Annotated in this window: 21 protein-coding genes; 11 read left to right on the top strand and 10 right to left on the bottom strand. The window is 49.5% G+C overall.

The features are described 5' to 3' along the window. Positions 1-162: 162 nt before the first annotated feature. From CRG49_RS07410 to CRG49_RS07400, 3 genes are all read right to left on the bottom strand, one after another. Positions 163-780 (bottom strand): nuclease-related domain-containing protein, encoded by a 618-nt coding sequence (locus CRG49_RS07410; RefSeq protein ID WP_095503092.1) that lies wholly within the window; start codon positions 778-780, stop codon positions 163-165. A 152-nt stretch (positions 781-932) separates the two neighbouring features. Then, the gene (locus CRG49_RS07405) at positions 933-2,711 is read right to left on the bottom strand and encodes an extracellular solute-binding protein (protein ID WP_095503093.1); all 1,779 of its coding nucleotides are present in this window, start codon (positions 2,709-2,711) and stop codon (positions 933-935) included. Positions 2,712-2,775: 64 nt separating this feature from the next. Then, positions 2,776-4,035, bottom strand: a complete 1,260-nt coding sequence (locus CRG49_RS07400) for a YihY family inner membrane protein (protein WP_095503094.1) — start codon at positions 4,033-4,035, stop codon at positions 2,776-2,778. Positions 4,036-4,138: 103 nt separating this feature from the next. On the opposite strand from CRG49_RS07400, the gene wrbA reads away from it, so the two are divergent. The 7 genes from wrbA (at position 4,139) to CRG49_RS07365 (ending at position 9,764) form a co-directional block, all read left to right on the top strand. Continuing rightward, entirely contained in the window at positions 4,139-4,741 is a 603-nt protein-coding gene (wrbA, locus tag CRG49_RS07395; RefSeq protein WP_095503095.1) for an NAD(P)H:quinone oxidoreductase, read from the top strand. Positions 4,742-4,939: 198 nt separating this feature from the next. Continuing rightward, complete coding sequence (gene nfsA / locus CRG49_RS07390; RefSeq protein ID WP_095503096.1) at positions 4,940-5,668, top strand: oxygen-insensitive NADPH nitroreductase; 729 nt, start codon at positions 4,940-4,942, stop codon at positions 5,666-5,668. A 227-nt stretch (positions 5,669-5,895) separates the two neighbouring features. Then, positions 5,896-6,183 carry a helix-turn-helix transcriptional regulator gene (locus CRG49_RS07385; protein ID WP_095503097.1) on the top strand — a complete coding sequence of 96 codons (288 nt, stop codon included), beginning with the start codon at positions 5,896-5,898 and terminating at the stop codon, positions 6,181-6,183. Between the two features lie 111 nt (positions 6,184-6,294). Further along, positions 6,295-7,065, top strand: coding sequence for an exodeoxyribonuclease III (gene xth, locus CRG49_RS07380; RefSeq protein ID WP_095503098.1), 771 nt, complete (start codon positions 6,295-6,297; stop codon positions 7,063-7,065). 336 nt (positions 7,066-7,401) lie between these two features. After that, on the top strand, positions 7,402-8,409 hold the full coding sequence (locus tag CRG49_RS07375) for a peptidase U32 family protein (RefSeq protein ID WP_095503099.1): 1,008 nt from the start codon (positions 7,402-7,404) through the stop codon (positions 8,407-8,409). 10 nt (positions 8,410-8,419) lie between these two features. Continuing rightward, on the top strand, positions 8,420-9,337 hold the full coding sequence (locus tag CRG49_RS07370; RefSeq protein WP_095503100.1) for a U32 family peptidase: 918 nt from the start codon (positions 8,420-8,422) through the stop codon (positions 9,335-9,337). Continuing rightward, positions 9,324-9,764 (top strand): SCP2 domain-containing protein, encoded by a 441-nt coding sequence (locus tag CRG49_RS07365; protein ID WP_095503101.1) that lies wholly within the window; start codon positions 9,324-9,326, stop codon positions 9,762-9,764. The genes CRG49_RS07370 and CRG49_RS07365 overlap by 14 nt, the downstream gene beginning before the upstream one ends. A gap of 127 nt (positions 9,765-9,891) precedes the next feature. Here CRG49_RS07365 and CRG49_RS07360 read toward each other — a convergent pair whose 3' ends face one another. Together CRG49_RS07360 and orn are read right to left on the bottom strand one after the other, a co-directional pair. After that, positions 9,892-10,950 carry a metallophosphoesterase gene (locus CRG49_RS07360; RefSeq protein WP_095503102.1) on the bottom strand — a complete coding sequence of 353 codons (1,059 nt, stop codon included), beginning with the start codon at positions 10,948-10,950 and terminating at the stop codon, positions 9,892-9,894. Positions 10,951-11,054: 104 nt separating this feature from the next. Beyond that, positions 11,055-11,606 (bottom strand): oligoribonuclease, encoded by a 552-nt coding sequence (gene orn / locus CRG49_RS07355; RefSeq protein ID WP_095503103.1) that lies wholly within the window; start codon positions 11,604-11,606, stop codon positions 11,055-11,057. A gap of 123 nt (positions 11,607-11,729) precedes the next feature. On the opposite strand from orn, the gene CRG49_RS07350 reads away from it, so the two are divergent. Beyond that, entirely contained in the window at positions 11,730-12,233 is a 504-nt protein-coding gene (locus CRG49_RS07350; protein ID WP_097784586.1) for a hypothetical protein, read from the top strand. 153 nt (positions 12,234-12,386) lie between these two features. Here CRG49_RS07350 and CRG49_RS07345 read toward each other — a convergent pair whose 3' ends face one another. Beyond that, positions 12,387-14,063, bottom strand: a complete 1,677-nt coding sequence (locus CRG49_RS07345) for a formate--tetrahydrofolate ligase (protein WP_095502441.1) — start codon at positions 14,061-14,063, stop codon at positions 12,387-12,389. 185 nt (positions 14,064-14,248) lie between these two features. Between CRG49_RS07345 and CRG49_RS07340 the strand changes: the two genes are divergently transcribed. Continuing rightward, a complete protein-coding gene (locus CRG49_RS07340; RefSeq protein ID WP_095502442.1) occupies positions 14,249-14,677 on the top strand; it encodes an EamA family transporter in 429 nt (142 codons plus the stop codon). Between the two features lie 85 nt (positions 14,678-14,762). On the opposite strand, the gene CRG49_RS07335 is transcribed toward CRG49_RS07340, so the two are convergent. From CRG49_RS07335 to CRG49_RS07325, 3 genes are read right to left on the bottom strand one after another with little or no spacing between them, the layout of a single operon-like run. Then, a complete protein-coding gene (locus tag CRG49_RS07335) occupies positions 14,763-16,199 on the bottom strand; it encodes an efflux transporter outer membrane subunit (protein ID WP_095502443.1) in 1,437 nt (478 codons plus the stop codon). Between the two features lie 60 nt (positions 16,200-16,259). After that, complete coding sequence (locus CRG49_RS07330) at positions 16,260-19,478, bottom strand: efflux RND transporter permease subunit (RefSeq protein WP_095502444.1); 3,219 nt, start codon at positions 19,476-19,478, stop codon at positions 16,260-16,262. Between the two features lie 11 nt (positions 19,479-19,489). Beyond that, positions 19,490-20,785, bottom strand: coding sequence for an efflux RND transporter periplasmic adaptor subunit (locus CRG49_RS07325; protein ID WP_095502445.1), 1,296 nt, complete (start codon positions 20,783-20,785; stop codon positions 19,490-19,492). A 231-nt stretch (positions 20,786-21,016) separates the two neighbouring features. Between CRG49_RS07325 and CRG49_RS07320 the strand changes: the two genes are divergently transcribed. Continuing rightward, positions 21,017-21,655 (top strand): TetR family transcriptional regulator, encoded by a 639-nt coding sequence (locus tag CRG49_RS07320; protein ID WP_095502446.1) that lies wholly within the window; start codon positions 21,017-21,019, stop codon positions 21,653-21,655. 85 nt (positions 21,656-21,740) lie between these two features. Here CRG49_RS07320 and CRG49_RS07315 read toward each other — a convergent pair whose 3' ends face one another. After that, complete coding sequence (locus CRG49_RS07315; protein WP_095502447.1) at positions 21,741-23,732, bottom strand: glycosyltransferase family 41 protein; 1,992 nt, start codon at positions 23,730-23,732, stop codon at positions 21,741-21,743. A 141-nt stretch (positions 23,733-23,873) separates the two neighbouring features. On the opposite strand from CRG49_RS07315, the gene CRG49_RS13850 reads away from it, so the two are divergent. Beyond that, on the top strand, positions 23,874-24,044 hold a 171-nt coding region (locus tag CRG49_RS13850; protein WP_157807888.1), incomplete at its 3' end, for a helix-turn-helix domain-containing protein.

Below are 24,044 nucleotides of genomic sequence, written 5' to 3'. Positions count from 1 at the left end.
CCGCCGACCGAGAAAGACATTGGACTATGAGACACCGGGTGATCTGTTTTCAGCAGCCCTTGCCAATGGCATTTGAGCGTTGCACTTGAAATGCGAATGTAAGGCCGTCTGAAAGATAAACTTTCAGACGGCCTACTTGATTGATTTCATTTACTAAAAAACTTAAGCGCTCAAGCCCACGCGGTTAAACACCACATCAAATTCGCTGGTTTCCAATGATGCACGAATCTCGGCAACTTCTTCATCGGTAAACACCACTTCATCATATTGCGCGACAAATTCTTTAAAATCGCTGATGTCCAACACATTATCCGGCATCATGGTTTGAAAATAGCAATGCTTTGGAAACACCACCACCGAATAAAACATTTTCTGCGACACCGATAATTGATCCGCCAATGCCTGAATATATTGCTGGTTTTTCAACAATGGGTTTTCAAATCTGGCTTGATTCTTATGCAGCTTACGCGTCCACATGCCGCTGCCGTCGTCGCCCCAAATCCGGCCTTGCTGGTTCGGCGTGTTCACCACAAAAATGCCGAAGCGCGACACATACACACAATCAATTTGCTCATGCTCGCCACCACAGCGTACATCCAAATTCGGAAAAGCGTGATAGGTTTTGTCATCCAATAAGCATTTGGCGCGCACATTCACGGCAAAGCGCGCGGTAAAATTTCTCAACCAATGGGTTTTCGCCAAAATGGCCGCCAAGGCCACCGGTAGCGCCCACCATAGATAAACAAACAGGCCGTCTGAAAGATTAAAAAAGGTATTCATTGCATTTTCCACGTAATAATATATTTATTGGCTTGGGCAGCACTTATTCATGCTGCATTTTTTTCCATCATTATAAACCAAATGATATTATTTACAATAGAAGATCACCGCCTATCGGTATTTTTTACCCCTTATCGGTAAGCGCCATCGCCTTAAGGTTTCACCCATGCCGAACTGAGCGCCCAATCCAGTGGGCTGTAATATTTCGGCAATGTGCTCGGAATGCCCAGATTATCGCGATAAACCACGCGATAGCGGTCGCTGAACCAATTGGGCACGACAATATATTGATGGCGCAACACTCTATCTAAAGCGCGGGCAGAGACAGTCAATTCTTCACGGTTGCTGAAATTTTCAAAGCGTTTCAGCAACACATCCACCGCCGGATCACACACGCCCGCCCAATTGCGGCTGCCTTCGGTTTTCGCCGCTTCGCAACTGAAATAATTAAACTGCTCATTACCCGGGCTTTCGCTATTGGCATACACCACAATCGTCATGTCGTAGTCAAACGCGTTCATGCGCTTTTGAAACACCGCCGGATCGGCGATGCGTATGTTCATGCCCACGCCGATTTTGGCCAAATCGCGCTGCCATTTGGCGGTTACGCGCTCATAGGTTTTGCTTGGGCTTAAAAATTCAAACACCAGCGGCCTGCCCTGTTTGTCCACCAGCTTGCCGTTTTGGTAACGGTAGCCCGCTTGCAGCAATAATGCGCGCGCTTTCAAAAGCTGCGGGCGCACGCCGATTTGTGGATTTACCACCGGCGGCTGCGGCACGTTTTGCGTGAACACCGCCTGCGGCAACTGCGTTTTCACCGTGTTCAGCAACGCCAATTCCGCACCGCTGGGTTTGCCTGTCGCCGCCATCGCGCTGTTGGTGAAAAAACTGTTGCTGCGCCGGTATGCGCCGTAAAACAGCTTGGTGTTGGTGTTTTCAAAATCAAAGCTCTCCACCATCGCTTGGCGCACCAAAACATTATCAAACGGCTTGCGGCGCTGATTCATCACAAAGCCCTGCATGCCGGCGGTATTACCGTGTTGCCATTCATGTTTGCTCAAGCCGCGTTTTTTCAGCATGTCGTCGGGGTAGGCGCGCGCCCAGTTGCGGGCGACGTTTTCCTGCACGAAATCATAACGCCCACCTTTGATGCCTTCGATGCGCACGCTATCGTCTTTGAAATATCGAAAGCGCACGGTATCAAAGTTATACCGTCCTTTACGCACCGGCAAATGCTGCGCCCAGTAATTTTTGTCGCGTCGGTATTCGCTCAAGCGGCCGCTGTCGGCGCGGGCAAAGCGGTATGGGCCGGAACCGATGGGCATGGTATTGGCCACAGCCGCCAACCCTTGGGGATAGCTTTTGCGTGAAAACACCGGCAGTTCGCCCAAAATCATGTGCAATTCGGCGTTTTTCTTCTTGAAGCGGAACACCACCGTGCGCGCTTCGGGTGTTTCCACTTTGGCAACATCGCTCCAGTAAAATTTATACATCGGCGCGGCGGCTTTGTCTTGCGTTAAAGTACGGAACGAAGCGGCCACGTCTTTGGCTAAGACCGGCTCACCGTTGTGAAAGCGTGCTTTCGGGTTGAGCTTAAACGTAACCGACAGGCCGTCTGAAGCCAAGCTGACGTCTTCTGCCAGCAAACCATACATGGCAAACGGCTCGTCCAAGCTTTTTTCCATCAGCGTATCCAGCGTCAACGTCGCCACGCCCGCCTCATGGTCGCCCTTGAGCGTAAACGGATTGAGCGTGTCAAACCCACCCTGTACCGGCAGCGTAAACGTGCCACCTTTGGGCGCATTCGGGTTCACATAATCAAAGGCTTTGAAATGCGGCGGATACTTCGGCGGCTGCCCCAAGCCCAAACCGTGGGCGGCAAAGGCTGAAGACGTGGCGAACAAAAGGGAAACAAAAGCGGTGATTTTCATGGCTGATTTAGATTTAGGTATCAGGCCGTCTGAAAAGCAAAATTGTTTTCAGACGGCCTGAATATTATATATCGTCAAAAATTTTCTTTAAGGCCGCAACAGATTTATCCTGATTATCCGTGTGCACACGGAATTCGGCCAAGGTCATGTTCATGGTTTCCACGCAAGGCTGCATGATTTTATCGACGGCGGCGTTGACCTTGTCTTTTTTCACATAAGATGGGCTGTAGACAAAAATCTTAAACAATTCGGCCAAATCGATTTTATCCGCGCTGGTTTTCAACACCCAGCCCTGTTTGCCCGAATACACATAACCATGGCGCGCCAGTTTTTCCAACAGCTCACCCAGTTCGTCGTAGCCCATATTGATGTGGGCGCGCAATTCCTGCACCAGCATGGCTTTGCCTTCCTGCTGCGCCGCGTCGAGCAGCAACAGAATTTTCAACACATCATCAAAGCGGCCGGAAGAATCGAAATTGCGACGAAAAGCATTATCGCGCCAATACGACAGCGAAGACGTCAACACGGCCCCGGCCAACACCATCGACCACAGCAGATTCAACCACACCAAGAAAAACGGAATCGCGGCAAACGCACCATAAATCGATTTATAGCCGTCGAAATTGCTCATGTACCAAGCGAAAATATAGCGCGCAATCTGCAATGCAAACGCCGTCACCACCGCACCGATTAAAGCATGTTTGGCCGGCACAAAACGGTGCGGCACAAAGCGGTAAAGTGCCCACAGCAAGACTGTGCTGAAAAACAAAGACATCAAAAACCTAACCGCTTCGGCTAACACCGGCGAAATGTATTCCAAGCCCAAGCCGTTTACCGCGCCAACAATCAGCGACAAGCTCACTCCCAGCGACAAGGGGCCAAACGTCAGCAATGCCCAATACACCAAAAATTGGCGCACCAACGGTCGCTGCGTGTGCACATTCCAAATACGGTTAAACGCACTGTCGATGGTTTGCACCAACATCAGCGAGGTCACAAACAACATCACGCTACCAATGGCGGTCAATTTGCTGGCTTTGTCTTTGAATTGATTCAAATATTCAAACACCACATCCGCGCCCTGCGGCACAATCATGCGGTTGATGAATTCGACAAACGACGTCGTCCATTGATCAAACACCGGAAAAGCCGACACCACCACCAACATCACCGTCAACACCGGCACCAATGCCAGCAGCGTGGTAAAGGTCAGGCTCGATGCCACTTGCGGCACACGTTCATTATTAAAGCGGTCGAACACAAACTTCAAAAATCCGACCACTTTATTTTCCAACAATCCTTGCCACCATTTTAAAAACGGCATACTCTTTTCCTTAATGTATTGTATGATGATGATTTTTCAGACGGCCTTCCCTTTAGGCCGTCTGAAAAGCAGTTTGATTAAGCCATTGTAACGGAATCACGCCATGAACCCAACTTCCCTTAACATTTTAGTTTTGTTCTACAGCCAAAACGGCAGCACGCTCAATCTCGCCCGCCAAATCGCCCGCGGCATCGAAAGCGTAGCCGGCTGCGAAGCCGTGTTACGCACCGTACCGAAAGTTTCCACCGTGTGCGAAGCGGTAGAAAGCGACATCCCCGACAGCGGCGCACCTTACGCTACTGCCGACGATTTGAAAAACTGCGCCGGCTTGGCATTGGGCAGCCCGACCCGTTTCGGCAACATGGCCGCTGCCATGAAATACTTTATCGACGGCACGATTCCGCAATGGCTGGGCGCAGAATTATCCGGCAAACCGGCCACCGTGTTCACCAGCAGCAGTTCTTTACACGGCGGCCAAGAATCCACCCTGCTGACCATGATGCTGCCACTGCTGCATCACGGCATGGTCATCAGCGGCATTCCCTATAGCGAAAGCACCCTCAGCCATACCCAAAGCGGCGGCACGCCTTACGGCGCATCACATGTGGCCGGACACGACGGCAGTGCGGCATTAAGCGCCGATGAAAACGAATTGGCTTTTGCCCAAGGCAAACGTTTGGCCGAACTGGCGTTGAAATTGGCATAAATCGGTTGACCGCTCACGCAACAATCTTCATGCTTCTGTAATCCGTTCCCTCTCCCTAAGCAAGGGAGAGGGCTAGGGAGAGGGTTTGAGCCACAACACCTTCCCCATACAAAACACAACATCAAGGCCGTCTGAACACCATCACCCAAGCCATATTTTTCAGACGGCCTCACACCTAATCAAATAGAAAGGAAAATCATGACCTTATCCAGCAAACCTGTCATCGAAACCGCCTTGGCGCACCGCTCTATCCGCAAGTTCACCGATGAGCCGATCAGCAGCGAACAACTCACCGCCATTTTAAACGCCGGTCGTGCCGGTTCGACCTCCAACTTTTTCCAAAGCACCCACATCATCCGCGTGACCGATCCCGAAGTGCGCACCCAAATTCGGGACATCGGCCGCGCTTTAAGCAGCATCGACACCTGCGCCGAACTGCTGATTTTCTGTTTCGACTTCGCCAAACACCAATCTTTCGCCCCTGAATCGCAACTCGATTGGACGGAAATGGTGTTAATCGGCGCCGTCGATTGCGGCATCATCGCGCAAAACGTGATGCTGGCGGCCGAATCATTGGGCTTAGGCGGCGTGTATCTCGGCTACATCCGCAACGACATCAACCGCACCACTGAAATCTTGAAGCTGCCGAAACACGTTGTGCCGATGTTCGGCATGGCGCTCGGCCATCCGGCACAAGACCCAATGCTGCGCTCGCGTTTGCCGCTGGAAGCCATGGTTTCCGAAAACCATTACCAGCCGATTGACGAACAAGTGCTGGCCGATTACCGCACTCTCACCCGCGCTTATTACCAAGAACGCAGCAAAATGGACACCGATTGGGTCGAACAAATGACTGAATCGCTCAAAGGCGAAATCCGCCCTGAAATTCTGCCGTTTTTACACAAACAAGGTTTTGCGCAAAAATAAGCGCTGAATCCATACAAAGGCCGTCTGAAACATTTCAGACGGCTTTTTGATTTTCGCCATTAACAATTCTTTACGATATTTTTAAACTAAGTAAATCGGCAAGCACAAATTTGATGTTAAACTCAATGAAAACAAGCGGTTCGAAATCACGATAATCGGAAAAAGAATGACTATCTTTTACAATTATCTACCGCATTATTTATCTCAGCCGAACACAAAGTACGACCATGGAAAACCAACGTCTCTCAACCCTATTGAAACTCATCGCCCAACCCGAGCGTATGAGCATCCTGTTTCTCTTGCTTGAAGGCGATCGCAACGTAACGGAACTTTGCGCCGCCACCGGTCAACACGCTACCACTGTGTCCAACCACTTAGCCAAATTACGCAGCGAAGGCTTGGTCGAATTCACCCGCTACCACCGCGTGCTCGAATACCGCCTGATTTCCGATGAAGCCGCCATGATTTTGCACACGCTCAAAAGCTTAAAACAAGCCGGCCAACAAGCCGCTTGAGTTTAAATCCCACCAAAATCAATGCTAAAATAGCGCGGTTTATCAGCCAACCGCGCTGTTTTTTTCGGCCGACACTTTCAGACGGCCTGTTCTCCCACACACGGAATCCCCATGAAAATCACCACTTGGAACGTCAATTCCCTCAATGTGCGCCTGCCGCAAGTGCAAAACTGGCTGGCCGAACACCAACCCGATGTCTTGGTCTTGCAAGAACTCAAGCTCGACCAAGACAAATACCCTGCCGCCGCGCTGCAAATGATGGGCTGGCACACCGTTTGGAGCGGCCAAAAAACCTACAACGGCGTGGCCATTATCAGCCGTATCGAGCCGCAAGATGTGCACACCGGCCTGCCCAACCTGCCCGACGACCCGCAACGCCGCGTGATTGCCGCCACCATCAACGGCGTGCGCGTGATTAATGTTTACTGCGTTAACGGCGAAGCGCTCGACAGCCCGAAATTTGAATATAAAGAACAATGGTTTGCCGCGCTTACCGAATTTGTGCGTGACGAACTGACCCGCCATGAAAAATTGGTTTTGCTCGGTGATTTCAACATCGCTCCGGCCGATGCCGACTGCTACGACCCGGAAAAATGGCATGAAAAAATCCATTGTTCCAGCATTGAGCGCCAATGGTTTAAAAACCTGCTCGACTTAGGCCTTACCGACAGCCTGCGCCAAATCCACCCCGAAGGCGCGTTTTACACTTGGTTCGACTACCGCGGCGCCATGTTCCAACGCGGTTTGGGCTTGCGCATCGACCACCTGCTGATTTCTCCGGCCTTGTCTGCGGTATTAAAAGATGTGAACGTTGATTTGGTTGCACGCGGCCAAGAGCGTCCGAGCGACCATGCGCCGGTGACGGCTGTGTTTGATTTATAAATGATTGATGATTAACATAAAAGGCCGTCTGAAAATGGTTTTTCAGACGGCCTTTTATTTAAATCAGCCTCAAACAAACTGCTATTATTGTAAAAATTTATAAATATAATAGCCAATTTCTTTCAATGTGAAATCTTCCCACTTTTCATAACCCTTTGAAAAACATATTCAAATACTGATCTCTTTTTTGATTTAATATTAACAAACATCTAATTCCCAAAAATCAGCTTGATTTAAGTCAGAACATATTGTGCTTTTTATACATAAAATCCGCCTTGTCATACCAGATATTGATTTTAAACCGATATTAAGATAGTAAATAACAAGGAGCATAATATGCAGAAAATTCCGGAGCTGGTCTGCCCGGCTGGTAATTTACCTGCTTTGAAAACAGCAATTGATAATGGTGCAGACACCGTTTATATGGGACTCAAAGATGCTACGAATGCCCGAAATTTTCCAGGCTTAAATTTTGATATGAAATCGGCAATGCAAGGGGTTTCCTATGCTCATGAGCGAGGGCGGCAGGTGTTAATGGCCATCAATACCTTTGCCCAAGCCGGACAATCCGAACAGTGGCAAAAAGCTATTGATACTGCAGTGCAACTGGGCGCTGATGCCGTGATTGTCGCCGATCCAGCACTGATGGCTTATGCCACCGACAAATATCCTGATTTACGGCTGCATATGTCTGTGCAGGGTTCCGCAACCAATTACGAAGCCATCAACCTGATGAAAGATTTGTTTAACATCCGCCGAGTCGTTTTGCCCCGTGTTTTGACAATTGATCAGGTAAAACATGTTATCGAACATACCGATGTCGAAATCGAGGTATTCGGTTTTGGCAGCCTGTGTGTGATGGTTGAAGGCCGCTGTATTTTATCCAGCTATGCTACCGGGGAATCACCCAATATGCAGGGAGTATGTTCTCCTGCAAAATCGGTTCGTTGGGAACAAAAACCAGACCGCATGGATGTGCGTTTAAACCATATATTGATTGATCAATTCAATCCGAACGAACCGGCCGGCTACCCGACTTTGTGCAAAGGCCGCTTTGAAGTCAATGATGAAACGTATTACGCATTAGAAGAACCGACCAGTCTGAATGTACTGGAAATGTTGCCGCAATTAATCGATATCGGCGTCAGTGCCGTCAAAATTGAAGGCCGCCAACGCAGTCCGATGTACACGGCACAAGTGACGAAAGCCATGCGGCAAGCTTTGGATGCGGCGGCAGCCGATAAGAAACATTTCCGTATCCAACCTGCTTGGAGCAATGCTTTGGGTAAAGTCTCTGAAGGCAGCCAAACAACTTTAGGGGCATATAGCCGTCCGTGGAAATAGGATAAACCGTATGAGCAAATTAAAATTATCATTAGGCCCTGTATTGTTTTTCTGGCAAAAAGAAACTTTACTGGAGTTTTATACAACCATGCTGGATGCCCCGCTCGATACCATTTATCTTGGAGAAGTCGTGTGTTCGCGCCGACAAAAAATGCGCTTTTCGGACTGGTTCGGCTTGGCAGAAGACTTGGCAGACAGCGGTAAAGAAATTATTTTATCTTCACAGGTTTTACTGGAAAGTGAATCCGATTTAAAACGCTTGCGCAAAATTGCCGGGCAAGGAAAATTTAAAATTGAAGCCAACGATATGGGTGCTGTCAAACTGGCTCGCGAACACGGCATACCGTTTGTAGCCGGTGCCAGCCTCAATATCTATAACGACACTACCCTGACATTATTTAAAAATTTGGGCGCATATCGCTGGTTGGCTCCTGCAGAATTGAGTCGGGAAAAATTGGCTGCGATTACTTCTGCAACAAACGGTATCGAAACCGAAGTATTCGCATGGGGGAAAATGCCGCTGGCCTATTCATCCCGCTGTTTTACTGCCCGCCATTACAATCTGAATAAAGACAGCTGCGAATTCCGCTGCTTGGATTACGATCACGGCATGACCATGAATACCCGTGAAGGCCAGCCTTTTTTAACCATTAATGGGATTCAGACCATGTCTTACGGCTGCCAGAACCTATTGCCGCACCATCAAGACATGGCGGCCATCGGTATAGACATACTGCGTTTGTCGCCGCAAATAACCGGTATGGCAGAGATTGTTCAAATTCATCGTGACGTTACAGACGGCATATTATCTTTAACCGATGCTTTACCCGAATTGAAACATTTATCAACCGGAACGTTGGTCGATGGATATTGGTTTGGCCAGCCTGGAATTGAGGCCGTTAAGGAGAAATATTATGGAGCTGCCTGAAATCATCCTGCCACAATGGTTGGGAAAGTTGGTCGGTAAATTACCCGCCAAACCGCCCCGTTTTATATTGGTCACCGCCTTAAACACCATGTTGGCTAAAGAGCTGCTGCCGGCCGATATGAGCCTTTTTGCCGGAAGGAAGTTTGAAATCGATGTATTGGATGCCGGTGTGAAAATCCGATTTGGTGCCAATGAAGAAAAATTTATTGCAAACGCTTTTGAGGGAGCACCCGATTTACGTTTGGCCGCCAATGGTGTTGATTTTATGCGCATGATTATGCGGGAAGAAGATCCGGATACATTATTTTTTAAACGCAAATTACAGATTGAAGGCGATACAGAGCTGGGATTAATCACCAAAAACCTGCTTGACAGCGTTGATTGGCCGCTTAGTCATTGGTTTCTCAATCGTGATATGCCACAATAAAATCATCTCAATATGTGATTAGTAGTAAACTTTATCAGGCCGTCTGAAAATGATTTTTTCAGACGGCCTACATACATCCATCAACGTACTTTTCACTGAATCAAAAATCCAAGCAGCTAACAGTACTTTAATCCGTCGCCACCACTTCCCCATCATCAAACATCAAAGTCCGTTCCGGCCAACGCAAGGCCGCCAAGCGGAATTGTTGCTGCGAATATTTTTCGGGGAACTTGCGCACACGCCAACTGGCACCGATGGAAAAGTCCACGCAAAACACATTGTTTTTCGCGCCGTGCCAAGCCGTCGGTTGGGTAGGCAGCAATTTGCGCTCGGCGGCAACGGTGTTTGGATTCGGCTGCCAAGTGCGCCAATAATGGCCAATCACCACCGGCACATCTTCCTGATAATCTTCCCACCACGGGCAGCGACTGGTTCCGCGCCAACGCCCACCGGCATAAAACAGTTCCGACACCAATTTTTCCATGCCGCTGGTCAAGGCGCGCAAAGGGTGCGCTTTACCGCGGGCAAAATCATATTGCGCAGTAGCCGGCATGGGCGGCGGCGCTTGGTCGGGATTTTCCGCCAATTCGGCATAATGCTGCTGCTCGTAGCGGTAATCCTCATACCATGAGGCCGTCTTAAGCTGTTGCTTCAATTCTTGGTCAAAACGGCGGTATTGCGTGACCAAATCTTCGCCACGCGCCTGTGCGTCGTCCAAGCGAGGGAACATTTCCGGCAACCACGCAGCATGAATAATGCGGATATCGGCGCGTTCACAAATAATCGGCTGCTTGGCCAGCCATGCGGCGAGCACTTCTTTTTCCGCTTCATTGGCACGCTGCCACGGCGCATAGTTGATTCCGTCTTTTTGTGCGCGTGAATCAAAAAACCAGCCCGAGCCGTCTTTGCGGTCGTCCACCAAAATATTCAATTCGTGATTACCCAACGCCACATAGGCCAAGCCCTGCTCTTGCGCGCGTTTCACCCATTTCAACACTGCCGGACTGTCCGGTCCGCGATCGCACAAATCGCCGACAAACACCAGCCTGCGCCCATCTGGATGGCGGCCGTCTGAATCGTAGCCTAAATGGCGCAACAGGTTTTGCAAGGCGGCAAATTCGCCGTGCACATCGCCGACAATATCCAGCGGCGTATCGGGTAGGGTTTGGCGGTATTGGTAGGTCATAAGGGCAACCTTTTATCAACAGTGTGTGACGATTGTAGCGCAGTTTGATGTCTGAATGATAAAAGGCCGTCTGAAACTGAAACATTCAGACGGCCTGTTTTACCCTATTGTGGCAATTTCAAAAAATGCTCGCGGTAATAACGCATTTCTTCGATGCTTTCCAAAATATCGTCCAAAGCCTGATGCGAACCGCGTTTCACCACGCCTTTGGCCACAGCCGGATGCCAGCGTTTGGCCAGCTCTTTCAGAGTGGACACATCTAAATTGCGGTAATGGAAATACGCTTCCAAGCGCGGCATGTATTTCACCATAAAGCGGCGGTCTTGATGAATGGTGTTACCGCACATCGGCGTGGCTTTTTCCGGAATCCATTCAGCCATGAAATCGAGTAATTTCTGCTCGACTTCCGCTTCGGTGTAGCTTGACTCGCGCACCCGTTGGGTCAACCCCGTGCGGCCGTGGGTTGCTGTATTCCATTCGTCCATCGCGTTCAAAACATCATCACTTTGATGCACAGCGTACACTTCAGATTGCGCCAATACATTCAAATCTTGGTCGGTGATAATCATCGCCACTTCGATGATTTTGTCGGTTTCGGGATAGAGGCCGGTCATTTCCATGTCGAGCCAGCAGAGATTGTTTGTGTTTTGGGTCATTTCAGACGGCCTTTTGTATTGAATTGCCGTTATTATAAAAGATTTGATGTAGTTGTAGAAATAAAGACTATTTACAATACCTTCCTTACGGTATTATAAAAAGCAAATAATTGAGAAAAAACAATGTCAGAAAATAATCAAATTACTACCTTTTTAACTTGGTCCGGATGGATTATTGGCGTAGTTTCATTCATCTATGCAGTTTATACAAATATAGCTAATGGGAAAATGCAAAAAGAATTACTGAATAAACAGCAAGCCCAACCATTTGAATTAATAGGAATGTTAGGAGTTTCTGCTCAAGATAAAGTTATTACACCATACGACTTCCAAGAAAAAGTTTCATCTCCTTATCACATTACAAAATTAGATATCGACCATGATGGCAAAGAAGAATTACTAATTCAGTCTACAGATGGCTCTTACAGTTGTAAATTAGAAATATATCAATTTTCTAGAAATAATAATATGTCTTCCTTGGTGCTCTTAGACTCAGTTACAGTAAATACAATGTCTGGGTATATTTTTAATGATATAGATAATGATAGTTTCCTAGAAATCATTACTATAGATAATTCAAAAAAAGCTAATAAACCATATGTAATGGGATTTAGAGATGAAGATTAATTTTAAATTAAAATAAAAATTATTGAGATCTCTAGAATTGAACTTTACTCCCAAGAAGATCATGTTAATTTTTTAAAAAAATTTAATGATTTATAGAGAAGAAAGGCCGTCTGAAAACATATTACTTTCAGACGGCCTTTTACCTACTTACTATCAGAACAAGCCATGAATCACGCCATTTTCGTCGACATCAATCTTCTCCGCCGCCGGCACTTTCGGCAAGCCCGGCATTTTCATCATGTTGCCGCACAGGGCAACAATGAAACCTGCGCCGGCGGATACGGTAATGCCACGCACGCTGACGGTGAAGCCTTCGGGTTTACCCAATAAAGCGGCGTTGTCGCTCAATGAATATTGGGTTTTCGCCATGCACACGGGCATTTTGTCTAAGCCGAGTTTTTCCAGCGAGGCGATTTCGGCGTTGGCTTCGGCGCTGAATTCCACATCGGCCGCGCCGTAGATTTTTTGCGCAATGGTGCGGATTTTGTCTTTAATCGGCAGGTCGGTTTCGTAGGCGAATTGGAAGTTGTTCGGCTGGGTTTCGATGGCGTTAACCACTTTTTGCGCCAAGTCCGCGCCGCCCTCGCCGCCTTTCGCCCATACTTCGGCCAACGATACTTCCACGCCTTGCTTGGCGCATTCGTCTTGAATCAGCTTCAATTCGGCATCGGTGTCGGATACAAAGCGGTTGAGCGCCACCACCACCGGCAGACCAAATACGTTTTTCAGGTTGCTGATGTGTTTCAGCAAGTTTGGTAAACCTTTGGCCAATGCATCTAAATTTTCCTCGCCCAAGTTGGCGCGTTCCACACCGCCGTTGTATTTCAGCGCGCGCACGGTAGCCACCACCACAGCGGCATCAGGTTTTAATTCAGCCAAGCGGCATTTGATGTCGCAGAATTTTTCCGCGCCCAAATCGGCACCGAAACCGGCTTCGGTCACGGCATAATCGCCCAAGTGCTTCGCCAAACGGGTCGCCAACACGGTGTTACAGCCGTGGGCGATGTTGGCAAACGGGCCGCCGTGGACGAATGCTGGTGTGCCGGCAATGGTTTGCACCAAATTCGGTTTGATCGCGTCTTTCAACAAGGCCGCCATTGCGCCGTGGGCTTTCAAATCTTTGGCGTAAACCGGGCTGCCGTCTTTGGCGTAAGCCACCAAAATATTGCCCAAGCGTGTTTTCAAATCGCTGATGTCTTTGGCTAAGCAGAACACGGCCATTACTTCGGAAGCAACGGTAATATCAAAGCCGTCAGGGCGCATCACGCCGTCAACGCTTTTGCCCAAACCATCAATAATGTTGCGCAGTTGGCGGTCGTTCATGTCCACCACACGGCGCCACAGCACGCGTTTTGGGTCGATGTTCAGCTCGTTGCCTTGATAAATATGGTTGTCTAACATGGCCGCCAGCAGATTGTTAGCCGCACCGATGGCGTGGAAATCGCCGGTAAAGTGCAGATTGATGTCTTCCATCGGCAACACTTGCGAATAACCGCCACCGGCCGCACCGCCTTTTACGCCAAACACTGGGCCTAAAGACGGCTCACGCAGCGCAATCACGGTCTGTTTACCGATGTAGTTCAAGGCATCGGCCAAACCGATGGTTACTGTGGTTTTACCCTCGCCTGCTGGGGTTGGGTTGATGGCGGTCACCAAAATCAGACGGCCTTGTTTTTTCGGCAGCGCAAACGCTTCGTCAGGATTGATTTTGGCTTTGTAATGACCATATGGCTCCAGCTTTTCATGGGCAATGCCAAGCTTGGCCGCAATGTCGGCAATCGGCTGCATGGTTGCGGCTTGCGCGATTTCGGCATCGGTTTTGAAACTCATGTTTTCTCCTCCAAGTAGATGGAATTGGGTGTATCATGGCATTATAACGTTTTTGAGAACGAACCGCATTTTTTCAAATTGAGAGACTGTTTTTTGTTTTCAAACGGCCTAATACGGCTTATCAGGCCGTCTGAAAGCTTCTTGTTTTATTTCTATTTAAAATATTTAAAAAAAAGGGATTTCACATGGGTGCTACTTGGTTTTATTGGGCATTGGCTTCAGCATTTTTCGCCGCACTTACCGCCATTTTTGCCAAAGCCGGTTTGCAGGGCATTGATTCGGATTTTGCCACCTTTATCCGCACACTGGTCATCATCGCCGCGCTGGCTTTGTTTCTCACCTACACCGGGAAATGGCAAGGCGTAGAAAGCTTTACCGGCCGCAACTGGACATTCCTGATTCTCTCCGGTCTCGCTACCGGTGCATCATGGCTGGCCTATTTCAAAGCGCTGCAAATGGGCAATGCCTCGCAAGTCGCGCCCGTGGATAAATTCAGCTTGGTCTTGGTCGCGCTGATGGCGGTGGTGTTTTTGGATGAACGCCCGAATATACAAGAATGGATTGGCTTGGCTTTGGTGACGGCGGGTGTGTTGACGTTGGCGATTAAGCGTTGATATTGATTTTCTGAGCCATCAAAATTAAAAATGCCGTCTGAAAAACTTTTGTTTTTCAGACGGCATTTTTTTCATGATTCAAACCTTAATTGCTGGTTTCAACCGGATCGTTGGTAAAGCGTTTCAAACCGCCGCCCAATACTTTGTACAAATCCGCCAGATTTTCCAAGCGGGTCAGCTGGGTGGCCAATACTTGCGTATCGGCACCATAGCTGCTGCGCTCGGCATCAAGCAAATCTAAGGCGCTGGATACACCGTGTTTGTAGCGCAGGTTGACTAGGCGCAGGTAGTCGCCATATGAGCGGCTTTGCTTGATTAAGGCGGTGTAGCGTTGGTCAAGCTGCTGACGTGCTACCAAGGCGTTGGATACGTCTTGGAAGGCAGATTGCACAGCGTTTTCATACGCGGCCACTTGGGCTTGTTGGCGCAATTTGGCGACGTCGAGATTGGCTTTGTTGGTGCCCCAGTTGAAAATCGGAATACTGATTGACGGACCAAACGACCACATGCGGTTCGGGCCTTTAAACAAGCCGTCCAATTCAGTAGAACCAGTGCCCAAAGAACCGGTCAGGCTGATGCGTGGGTAAAACGCTGCACGCGCCGCGCCGATGTTGGCGTTGGCTTGTTTCAGCGCAAATTCCGCTGCACGCACGTCAGGACGGTTCAGCAATACTTCTGAGCTCAAACCGGCCGGCAGGCGGTCAATTTTAAACTGACGGTTCAATGGCAAGCCTTTCGGCAAGTCTTCCGGCAAAGGCTGGTTAATCAATAAAGCCAAAGCGTTACGCGCTTGTTCGCGGGCTTGTACGGCAGAAGCGTAATCCGCTTTGGCCGATTCAATCAAGGCTTCTTGTTGGCGCAAGTCCACAGCGGAAATCACACCGGCTCGATGGCGCAGTTTCGACAAATCGTAAGTCACTTCACGCGTTTTCAACACACGTTGCGCCAAAGCCATGGATTCTTCGGCGTAGCGTTCGTTGAAATAGGCTTTGGCAATGCTGGAAACCAAAGTCAAATGCGTGGCATCGCGGGTGGCGGCGCTGTTGAAATAACCTTGCAAAGCGGCTTCGCTGGTGCTGCGCACACGGCCGAACAAATCGATTTCGTAAGAAGCCACGCCCAAGCCCACGGTATAGGCTTCACGGACGTATGACGAACCGGTACTGCTCATATCGCGCGCAGTACGTGAACGGGTTGCGCTGCCGCTGCCGTCAATGCTCGGCAACAAATCATTGCGGGCAATCATGTATTGTTTGCGGTAGATTTCGGCATTCAATACAGCTTGGCGCAAATCGGTGTTGCGTTCCAATGCGATTTCGATTAAACGGTGCAGGCGCGGGTCGGCAAAATAATCCTGCCAGCCCAATGAAGCGGCCTGAATGCCCGGTTCGGCAGTATCGTGTTTGAAGGTGTCGGCCACGGCCACAGTCGGCTGCTCGTATTTTGGCATCAGCGAACAGGCTGACAGCAGCACCGCAGCAGCCACTGCGCTCAACACAGGTTTGATGGTTGTATTTTTCATAATAAATCCTTAAGGCCGTCTGAAAAATCAAGTCTTTTTCAGACGGCCTGTTAGCTTCGATTAGTGCTTATCAGCGTCAGATTGCGTGGTTTCGTCGGTCAACATACCCGCAGCGGCGGCTTGTTGAACAGCAATTTCATGCTCGTGTGCGGTTTCTTTAAAGAACTTACGCACCACCACATAAAACAGCGGCACCAAGAACACCGACAGAATCGTACCGATCAACATACCCCAGAACACCGTCGTACCGATGGCACGCTGGCTGGCCGAGCTGGCACCGCTGGCAATATACAGCGGAACCACACCCAAAATAAACGCAAACGAGGTCATCAAAATCGGACGGAAACGCAGGCGGGCAGCTTCCAATGCAGCATCCAACGCGCTCTTGCCTTGAGCTTGCAAGTCTTTGGCAAACTCAATAATCAAAATCGCATTTTTCGCACTCAAACCCATCACGGTCACGAAACCGACTTGGAAGTAAATGTCGTTCAGATAAGCCGGTGGCGCACCGAACAAACCTTCAAACATATTTCGGCCTGTCACACCTACTGCAGCACCGACCAAGCCCAGCGGCATCACCAGAATCACGGCCAACGGAATCGACCAGCTTTCATACAGCGCCGCCAACACCAAGAATACCGCTGCAATCGAGAATGCATACAGAATCAAGGTTTGCGAGCCGCCTTTGGCTTCCTCGCGTGACTGACCGCCCCACTCTAAGCTGTAGCCGCCTTCCATTTCGTCCACCATCTGCTGCACAGCAGCCATGGCTTCACCTGAAGAATAACCGCTTGCCGGTGTGCCGGTCACTTCCATGGCCGGATAGCCGTTGAAGCGCACGCTTTGTTCCATACCGGTTTGCCAAGAAACGGTGGCAATGCTGGAGAATGGAACCGCCACGCCGGAATTGTTTAACACGGTCATGTTCAGAATATCAGCAGGCTGCATACGGGCAGATGCATCAGCTTGCACCATTACGCGTTGCAGACGGCCTTTATTCGGGAAGTCGTTCACATAAGCAGAACCCAAAGCGTTCGACAACATGCTCTGAATATTGGCAAAGCTGATGCCTTGTGCAGCAGCAGACTGACGGTTAATGTCAATTTTCAGTTGCGGTGCATCTTCCAAGCCATTAGAACGAACTGTGCTGGCATCAAAAATCGGGCTTTGACGCATTTTTTGCAGCAGTTCGTTGCGTTTGGCCAATAGTGCGCCATGGCCTGAGCTGTTGCGGTCTTGCAGGTAAATGGTTAAGCCTGAACCGGTACCCAATTCCATAATGGCCGGTGGCACAATGGCCAAACCAAAACCGTCTTTAATCGTGCCCATCATTGCGCCGGTTAATTTACCGGCCACAGCTGCCGCACCACTGCTTGGATCGGTACGTTCCGCCCAATCATTCAGAATAATGAAGCCCATCGCCATGTTTTGACCGGAACCCGAGAAGCTGAAGCCCAATACGGCAACGACATCACGCACTTCAGGCATGGATTTGGCCAATTGGTTGACATGCGCCAAAGTCGCATCGGTACGCTCTTTGGTCGCACCGGCAGGCAATTGCACATTCAACATAATCGTGCCTTGGTCTTCAGTCGGCAAGAACGACGTCGGCAAACGAACAAAGAAGAACACACCTACTGCAGCCAGCAACACATAAATCACCATCATGCGGCCTGCTTTATTCAATACCTTACCCACCACACCGGTATAACGGTGCGTACCGGCATCAAATTTGCGGTTAAACCAGCCGAAGAAACCTTTTTTCTCTTCGTGATGACCTTTCGGAATCGGCTTCAGCATGGTGGCGCATAAAGCCGGTGTCAGCGTTAAGGCCAAGAAAGCTGAGAATGCAATCGCCGAAGCCATTGTGATGGCAAACTGGCGGTAAATATTACCGGTGGCACCACTAAACATTGCCAATGGCACAAATACCGAAATCAATACCGCGGTAATACCGATTACCGCACCGGTAATCTGACCCATCGCCTTTTTGGTGGCTTGTTTTGGCGGCAGACCTTCCGTCGCCATAATACGCTCGACGTTTTCCACCACCACAATCGCATCATCGACCACAATACCGATGACCAATACCATCGCAAACATGGTCAATACGTTAATCGACATGCCCATATAGGAAATAAAGGCAAACGCACCCAACAGCGAAATCGGCACCACAATGGTCGGAATCAGCGTATAGCGGATGTTTTGCAGGAACAAATACATCACCAAGAACACCAGCACAATCGCTTCAAGCAGGGTATGCACCACTTTTTCAATCGATAATTCAACGAAAGTCGAAGTATCGTAAGGTGCTTGCCAGCTCATGCCTTCCGGGAAGAAGCGTTGCAATGTTTCCATGCGCTCTTTTACGGCTGTAGCGGTCGCCATGGCATTACCACTGTTTGACAGCATCACCGCCATACCGGTAGTGGGCGTACCGTTCAGACGGGTTGAAGTCGAGTAATCCTGCATACCCAAAGTCACTTTAGCCACATCTTTCAGATAAACGTTGGCACCGGTGGTATCGGAACGCAAAATAATATTACCGAATTCTTCAGCCGTGCTTAACTGGCCTTGGGCAGTCACGGTTGCGGCCATGGTTTGACCTTGTGCAGCAGGCAATGCGCCAATCGAACCGGCAGAAATTTGAATATTCTGCGCTTGCAATGCGCTGGAAATATCGGCAAACGACAAGTTATAGTTTTGCAATTTGGCCGGATCCACCCAAATACGCATTGCACGTTGCGCACCGAACAAACGCACTTGGCCGACACCGTCGATACGTTGCAATTCAGGCACGATGTTGCGCTGCGCATAGTCGTTCATCTCTTCGGCAGACTGCACTTCAGACGACAGCATCACCACCATCAGGAAGTTGGATTGTGCTTTCGATACCGTTACACCGTATTGCTGTACAGTAGAAGGCAACGAAGACAAGACTTCCGACAATTTGTTTTGCACGTCAACCTGTGCCAAATCTTCATTGGTTTCCGGTGTGAAGGTCAGGCTTACTGTACCCCTGCCGCTTGAGTCGGCAGAAGTCGTCATGTAATCCAGCCCTTCGACGCCATACATATTACGTTCGATGACGGCCAATACGCTGTCTTCCATTACCTGAGCCGAGGCACCCGGGTAGGTGGCGGTCATGGAAATGGTCGGCGCGGCTACGGAAGGATATTGCGAAATCGGCAGATTTTGAATGCCGAGAATACCCGCTGCGATGATAAAAATCGCAATTACCCATGCAAAAATGGGGCGGTCAATAAAAAACTTAGACATTTAGTGCATCCTTACTTCTTGGCTTCAGAAGCAGCAGCGGTTTCTTCCGCTTGCGCTGCCGGTGCGGGTGCAGAAGCGGCTTGTGGCGCTGAAGCCTCAGCTTGTGAAGCCTGCTGCGCTTGACCGGCTTCGGCAGGCGGTGTCCATTCTTTCGGCGTTACTTTTTTCGCACCGGTCATACCGGCAATCATGGTGCCGTCGACAATCACTTTGTCGCCTTCTTTCAAGCCTTCGGTAATGATCCAATATGCACCCTGCTGTTGCGCTACAGTCACCACGCGCGGCTCCATACCGCCTTGGGCATTCACAATCATTACAGTGTCTTTATCACCACGGGTCACCGCTTGTTGTGGCACCACAAAGGCATTGGCCACATCAGCCTGATTCATCAATACGCGCACATACAGACCCGGCAGCAAGATATTGTCTTCATTCGGAATCGCCGCACGCAAAGTCACTTGACCGGTTGATTCGTTTACGGTCGGGTCGGCAAACAGCAAACGGCCGGTTTGGTTATACATGCTGCCATTTTCAAATTTAATGCCGACTTGGATGCCGCCGTTGACGGTTTGCAATTTACCTTCGGCAATATCTTGGCGCAGCTTCATGATGTCGGTGGCCGATTGGGTCACATTCACATACATCGGATTGGTTTGTTGAATAGTAGCCAATACGGTAGTATCACCCGCATTTACCAGCGTACCTTCGGAAACATTAGACTGACCGATAAAACCTGAAATCGGCGCAGTAATGCGGCTGCGGCGAACATTAATACCGGCTGATTTAATCGATGCTTGCGCAGCTTTCACGTTAGCTTCGGCCGAACGCTTAGCCGTGATGGCTGCGTCGTATTCTTGACGACTGATGGCATCGGCTTCTACCAATGGTTTGTAGCGTGCCAAGTCAGCATTGGCTTTGGCCAAGGCCGCTTCTGCAGTCGCCAATTGCGCGCGTGCGCTTTCCAAGTTGGCTTCGTAAGTGGCGCTGTCGATTTGATACAACGGCTGACCGGCGCGGACATAACTACCCTCTTGGAACAAACGTTTCTCAATAATACCGCCTACCTGCGCGCGTACTTGTGCAGTACGGATAGATTCCAAGCGACCCGGCAATTCCGTGGTCAAAGAAACCGTTTGCGGATACACCGTTACCACGCCCACTTCAGGCGCACGGGCTTCTTGTTGGGCTTGAGCGTTTTGACCGCCTTGCTTCTGCGCGTCATCGCCTTTTCCGCAGGCCGACAAAGCCAAAGCGGTTGCAGCGGCAATTACTGCCACACGCAGCATTTGAGAAGCATGAAGATTCATTACTTTTCCTATCGTCTTGATTGTTTCTGTAAATTTATTACACACAACCTATAAACACTAACTGCCTGCTTACACGTTTGAACCGGTAAGGCTGGCAAGAAAACATCAATTTTTTGACTAAAACATTGATTATATAAGCTGATTACGGGCGTCATTATACATACATTATTGCATATTATGAAATTATTTTTTATAATACACGGAATTTTTTACATAAAGATTTGAACACAAATGAGAAAAACCAAAATCGAGGCATTGAAGACCAAAGAACATTTAATGTTGGCCGCTTTGGAGACGTTTTACAAAAAAGGGGTGGCCCGCACTTCACTCAACGAAATCGCCCAAACCGCCGGTGTGACCCGCGGTGCTTTATATTGGCATTTTAAAAACAAAGAAGATTTGTTCGACGGCTTGTTCCAACGCATTTCAGACGACATTGAAAATTGTTTGGTGCAGGATTTGGAAAGCACCAACAAAGACAGCTGGCTAAATTTCCGCCTGTCCTTGATGAAATTTTTCGAGCGTTTGGAAAACAACAGCCTGCATAATAAGTTTTACAATATTCTGTTTCTCAAATGCGAACACACCGAGCAAAACGAAGCCATCATTTCACTGGTGGCCAAATACCGAACCTTATGGAACCACAAGCTCAATATGGTTTTGGCCGAATGCGTTGAGCAGCACGCTTTAGATGAAAATCTGGATATCGAATTTGCTACGGTGTTCGTCAAATGCAGCATCGATGGCCTGATTCAGCAATGGCTGTCTGCGCCACACAATTTCGAGCTGCACCTTGTCGCCCCGCGCATGCTTGATATCCTTTTAGATAACTTGCAAAACCATCCTTCACTGCGCAAGAAAACAGTTTGATTTTTCCTTTACGCTTCACAACAAAACTCCGTTAAAACACACATCAAAGGCCGTCTGAAAGTTTCAGACGGCCTCTTTTTATCAACTATCTATTTTCACACGCATCCTGCCATATTGTTTTTACCGTATCGCACCAATCGCGGGCAAAGGTTTCCGCCTCATACAGCGGACTGGCCAACACCTGCGCACGCAAGCTTTGGCGCAAAGTATCGAGTTCGGCCCAATGCGCCGAATCCGCCCAGTAAAACGCTTTCATCAAATACTCATCAAGGCGCGAACACACCCAATCCGGCAAACCCGCCGCCGACAAAAGCTGCTGCCCTTGGCGCGACAACATCCCTTCCAAAGCCAAGGTTAACGTCGGCACACCCATCCACAGTGCATCCACCGTGGTCGTGCCGCCCGGAAACGGGAAACTGTCCAACACCACATCCACTTCATGATGCGCGGCAAAATAATCTTCGTAGCCGCTCATGCCGTGAAAATGCAATACGCCGTCTGAAAAACCCAAATCAAGTAATTTTTGCTTGAACGCAACTTGCTCATCACTGCCTTCGGTTAAGCGTGCCGTCTGAAAACGCCAATGCGCGCTTGGGTATTTTTTCGCTACCGCCGCCCATGTTTTCAACACGTTATCATTCAGCTTGGTCAGATTTTGGAAGCAGCCAAACGTGATGTAGCCGTTGCTCAGGGCGGGCAATTCGTTCACCGCAATATCCCATTCCGGCACACGCATATTCAAGCGTGTGTGCGGCAGGCGGTACACTTTTTCGCGGTAGAGCTTTTCTTCGCCTTCCGGCACACAATACCCATCGGCAATCAGCGCCTGCATGGTCGGCAAACCGGTAGTGGCGAAATAGCCCAACCACGCAGCCTGCACCGGCGCGGCTTGCGCGGCAAACACACCCATGCGGTGGCCGGCGGTGTGGCCGTTTAAATCAATCAAAATATCAATGCCGTCTGAAGCGATTTGCGCCATCACCTGCTCATCCGACCAATCATCAATCTTGTGCCACGCCTGAAAAGTCGGGCGGATGGTTTCGCTCAATGCGTCAAAAATCGGTGAATTGGCATAGGCCGTCCAATCAAACTGCTTGGCCGCTTCGGAACACAACAAACCCTGCGCAAACATGCCCACCGGATGATGGCGCAAATCCGACGACACCAGCCCGATGTGCAGCCTCTCTTTCGGCCGAATTTCATGCACGCGCACATTTTCCGCCTGCGCCGCATACAAATCGCCCAAGCGGAAACTCTCCGCCACGCCCTGCTCTGCCTGCCCCAAAATATACAGGCGATTCAAAGCCAAATCGCTTTGCGCTTCAATGCTGTCCGGTCGCAAGGCCACCGCCCGCGTCAACGCTTCACACGCTTCTTCATATTTCTGCTGAAAATGGCGCATTTTCGCCAAACCGTACCAAGCATCGTAATTCTGTTCGTCCAGCGCCAAAGCTTTCAGGTAACTTGCTTCCGCCGGCGCATAACGTTTCAGACGGCGTCTCGCCCACGCATTGCTCAACCAAATATCTGCACGCTCAGGCTGCTGCGCCAACAAGGCCGTCTGAAACGTATCGGCCTCGGCAAAATTCTGCGCATTAAACGCCAACATCGCCGCGTATTCCAAACCATTCGCATCATTCGGTTTCAACGCCAAAAACGCCTTCACCGCCTGCAAACCCTCCGCATTGCGCCCCGCATCATTGAGCGTCAACACCAAATTCCAATGCGCCTCGGCATGATCCGGCTTCAATTTCAAGGCCTTGCGCAAATATTGCTCCGCCAAATCCCATTTTTTCAGGCGGCGGCAGGCATTGCCCAAATTGTTCAACACCGAATGGCTTTTCTTCGCTTCTGGAATCTTCTGCCACATCGCCACCGCTTCTTCTTCGCGGTTGGTTTGCGCCAAAATCACCCCCGCCATATTCAAAACAGCATCCTGCTGCGGATAAAAGGTCAACAATCCCCGCGCCTTCTCCAAGGCCGTCTGAAAATCCTGCCGCTGATACGCCGCCAAAACTTCATTAAACCCCGCCTTCAAATCCGGCTTGGCCGATTGTTTGATTGATTTATTTTTCATGCTGCCCCGTTGTGATGAATATGCCGAAGCATTATTTTAAAGGAAAAGGCCCTTACATTCGCCTAACAAGTGCAATTTCCAATAACAGAAAAGGCCAGTATGCGGTAGTATACTGCCTTTCCTGACAAGAAAGATTGCAATATGGCCTACACACAACTGACCTCACACCAAAGATACTACATTTCCAGACATTACCGCAACCTACCCCTAAACCAAATCGCACAGAACATCGGTTGTCATCCCGCCACCGTCAGTCGGGAAATCAGACGGCATTCCGTCAACGGAACCTACTGTTACCGAAAAGCACAACAG

The organism is Neisseria sp. N95_16 (genome assembly GCF_002551535.2).
Lineage (GTDB): Bacteria > Pseudomonadota > Gammaproteobacteria > Burkholderiales > Neisseriaceae > Neisseria > Neisseria brasiliensis.
This window is presented reverse-complemented; position numbering and strand designations above follow the sequence as displayed.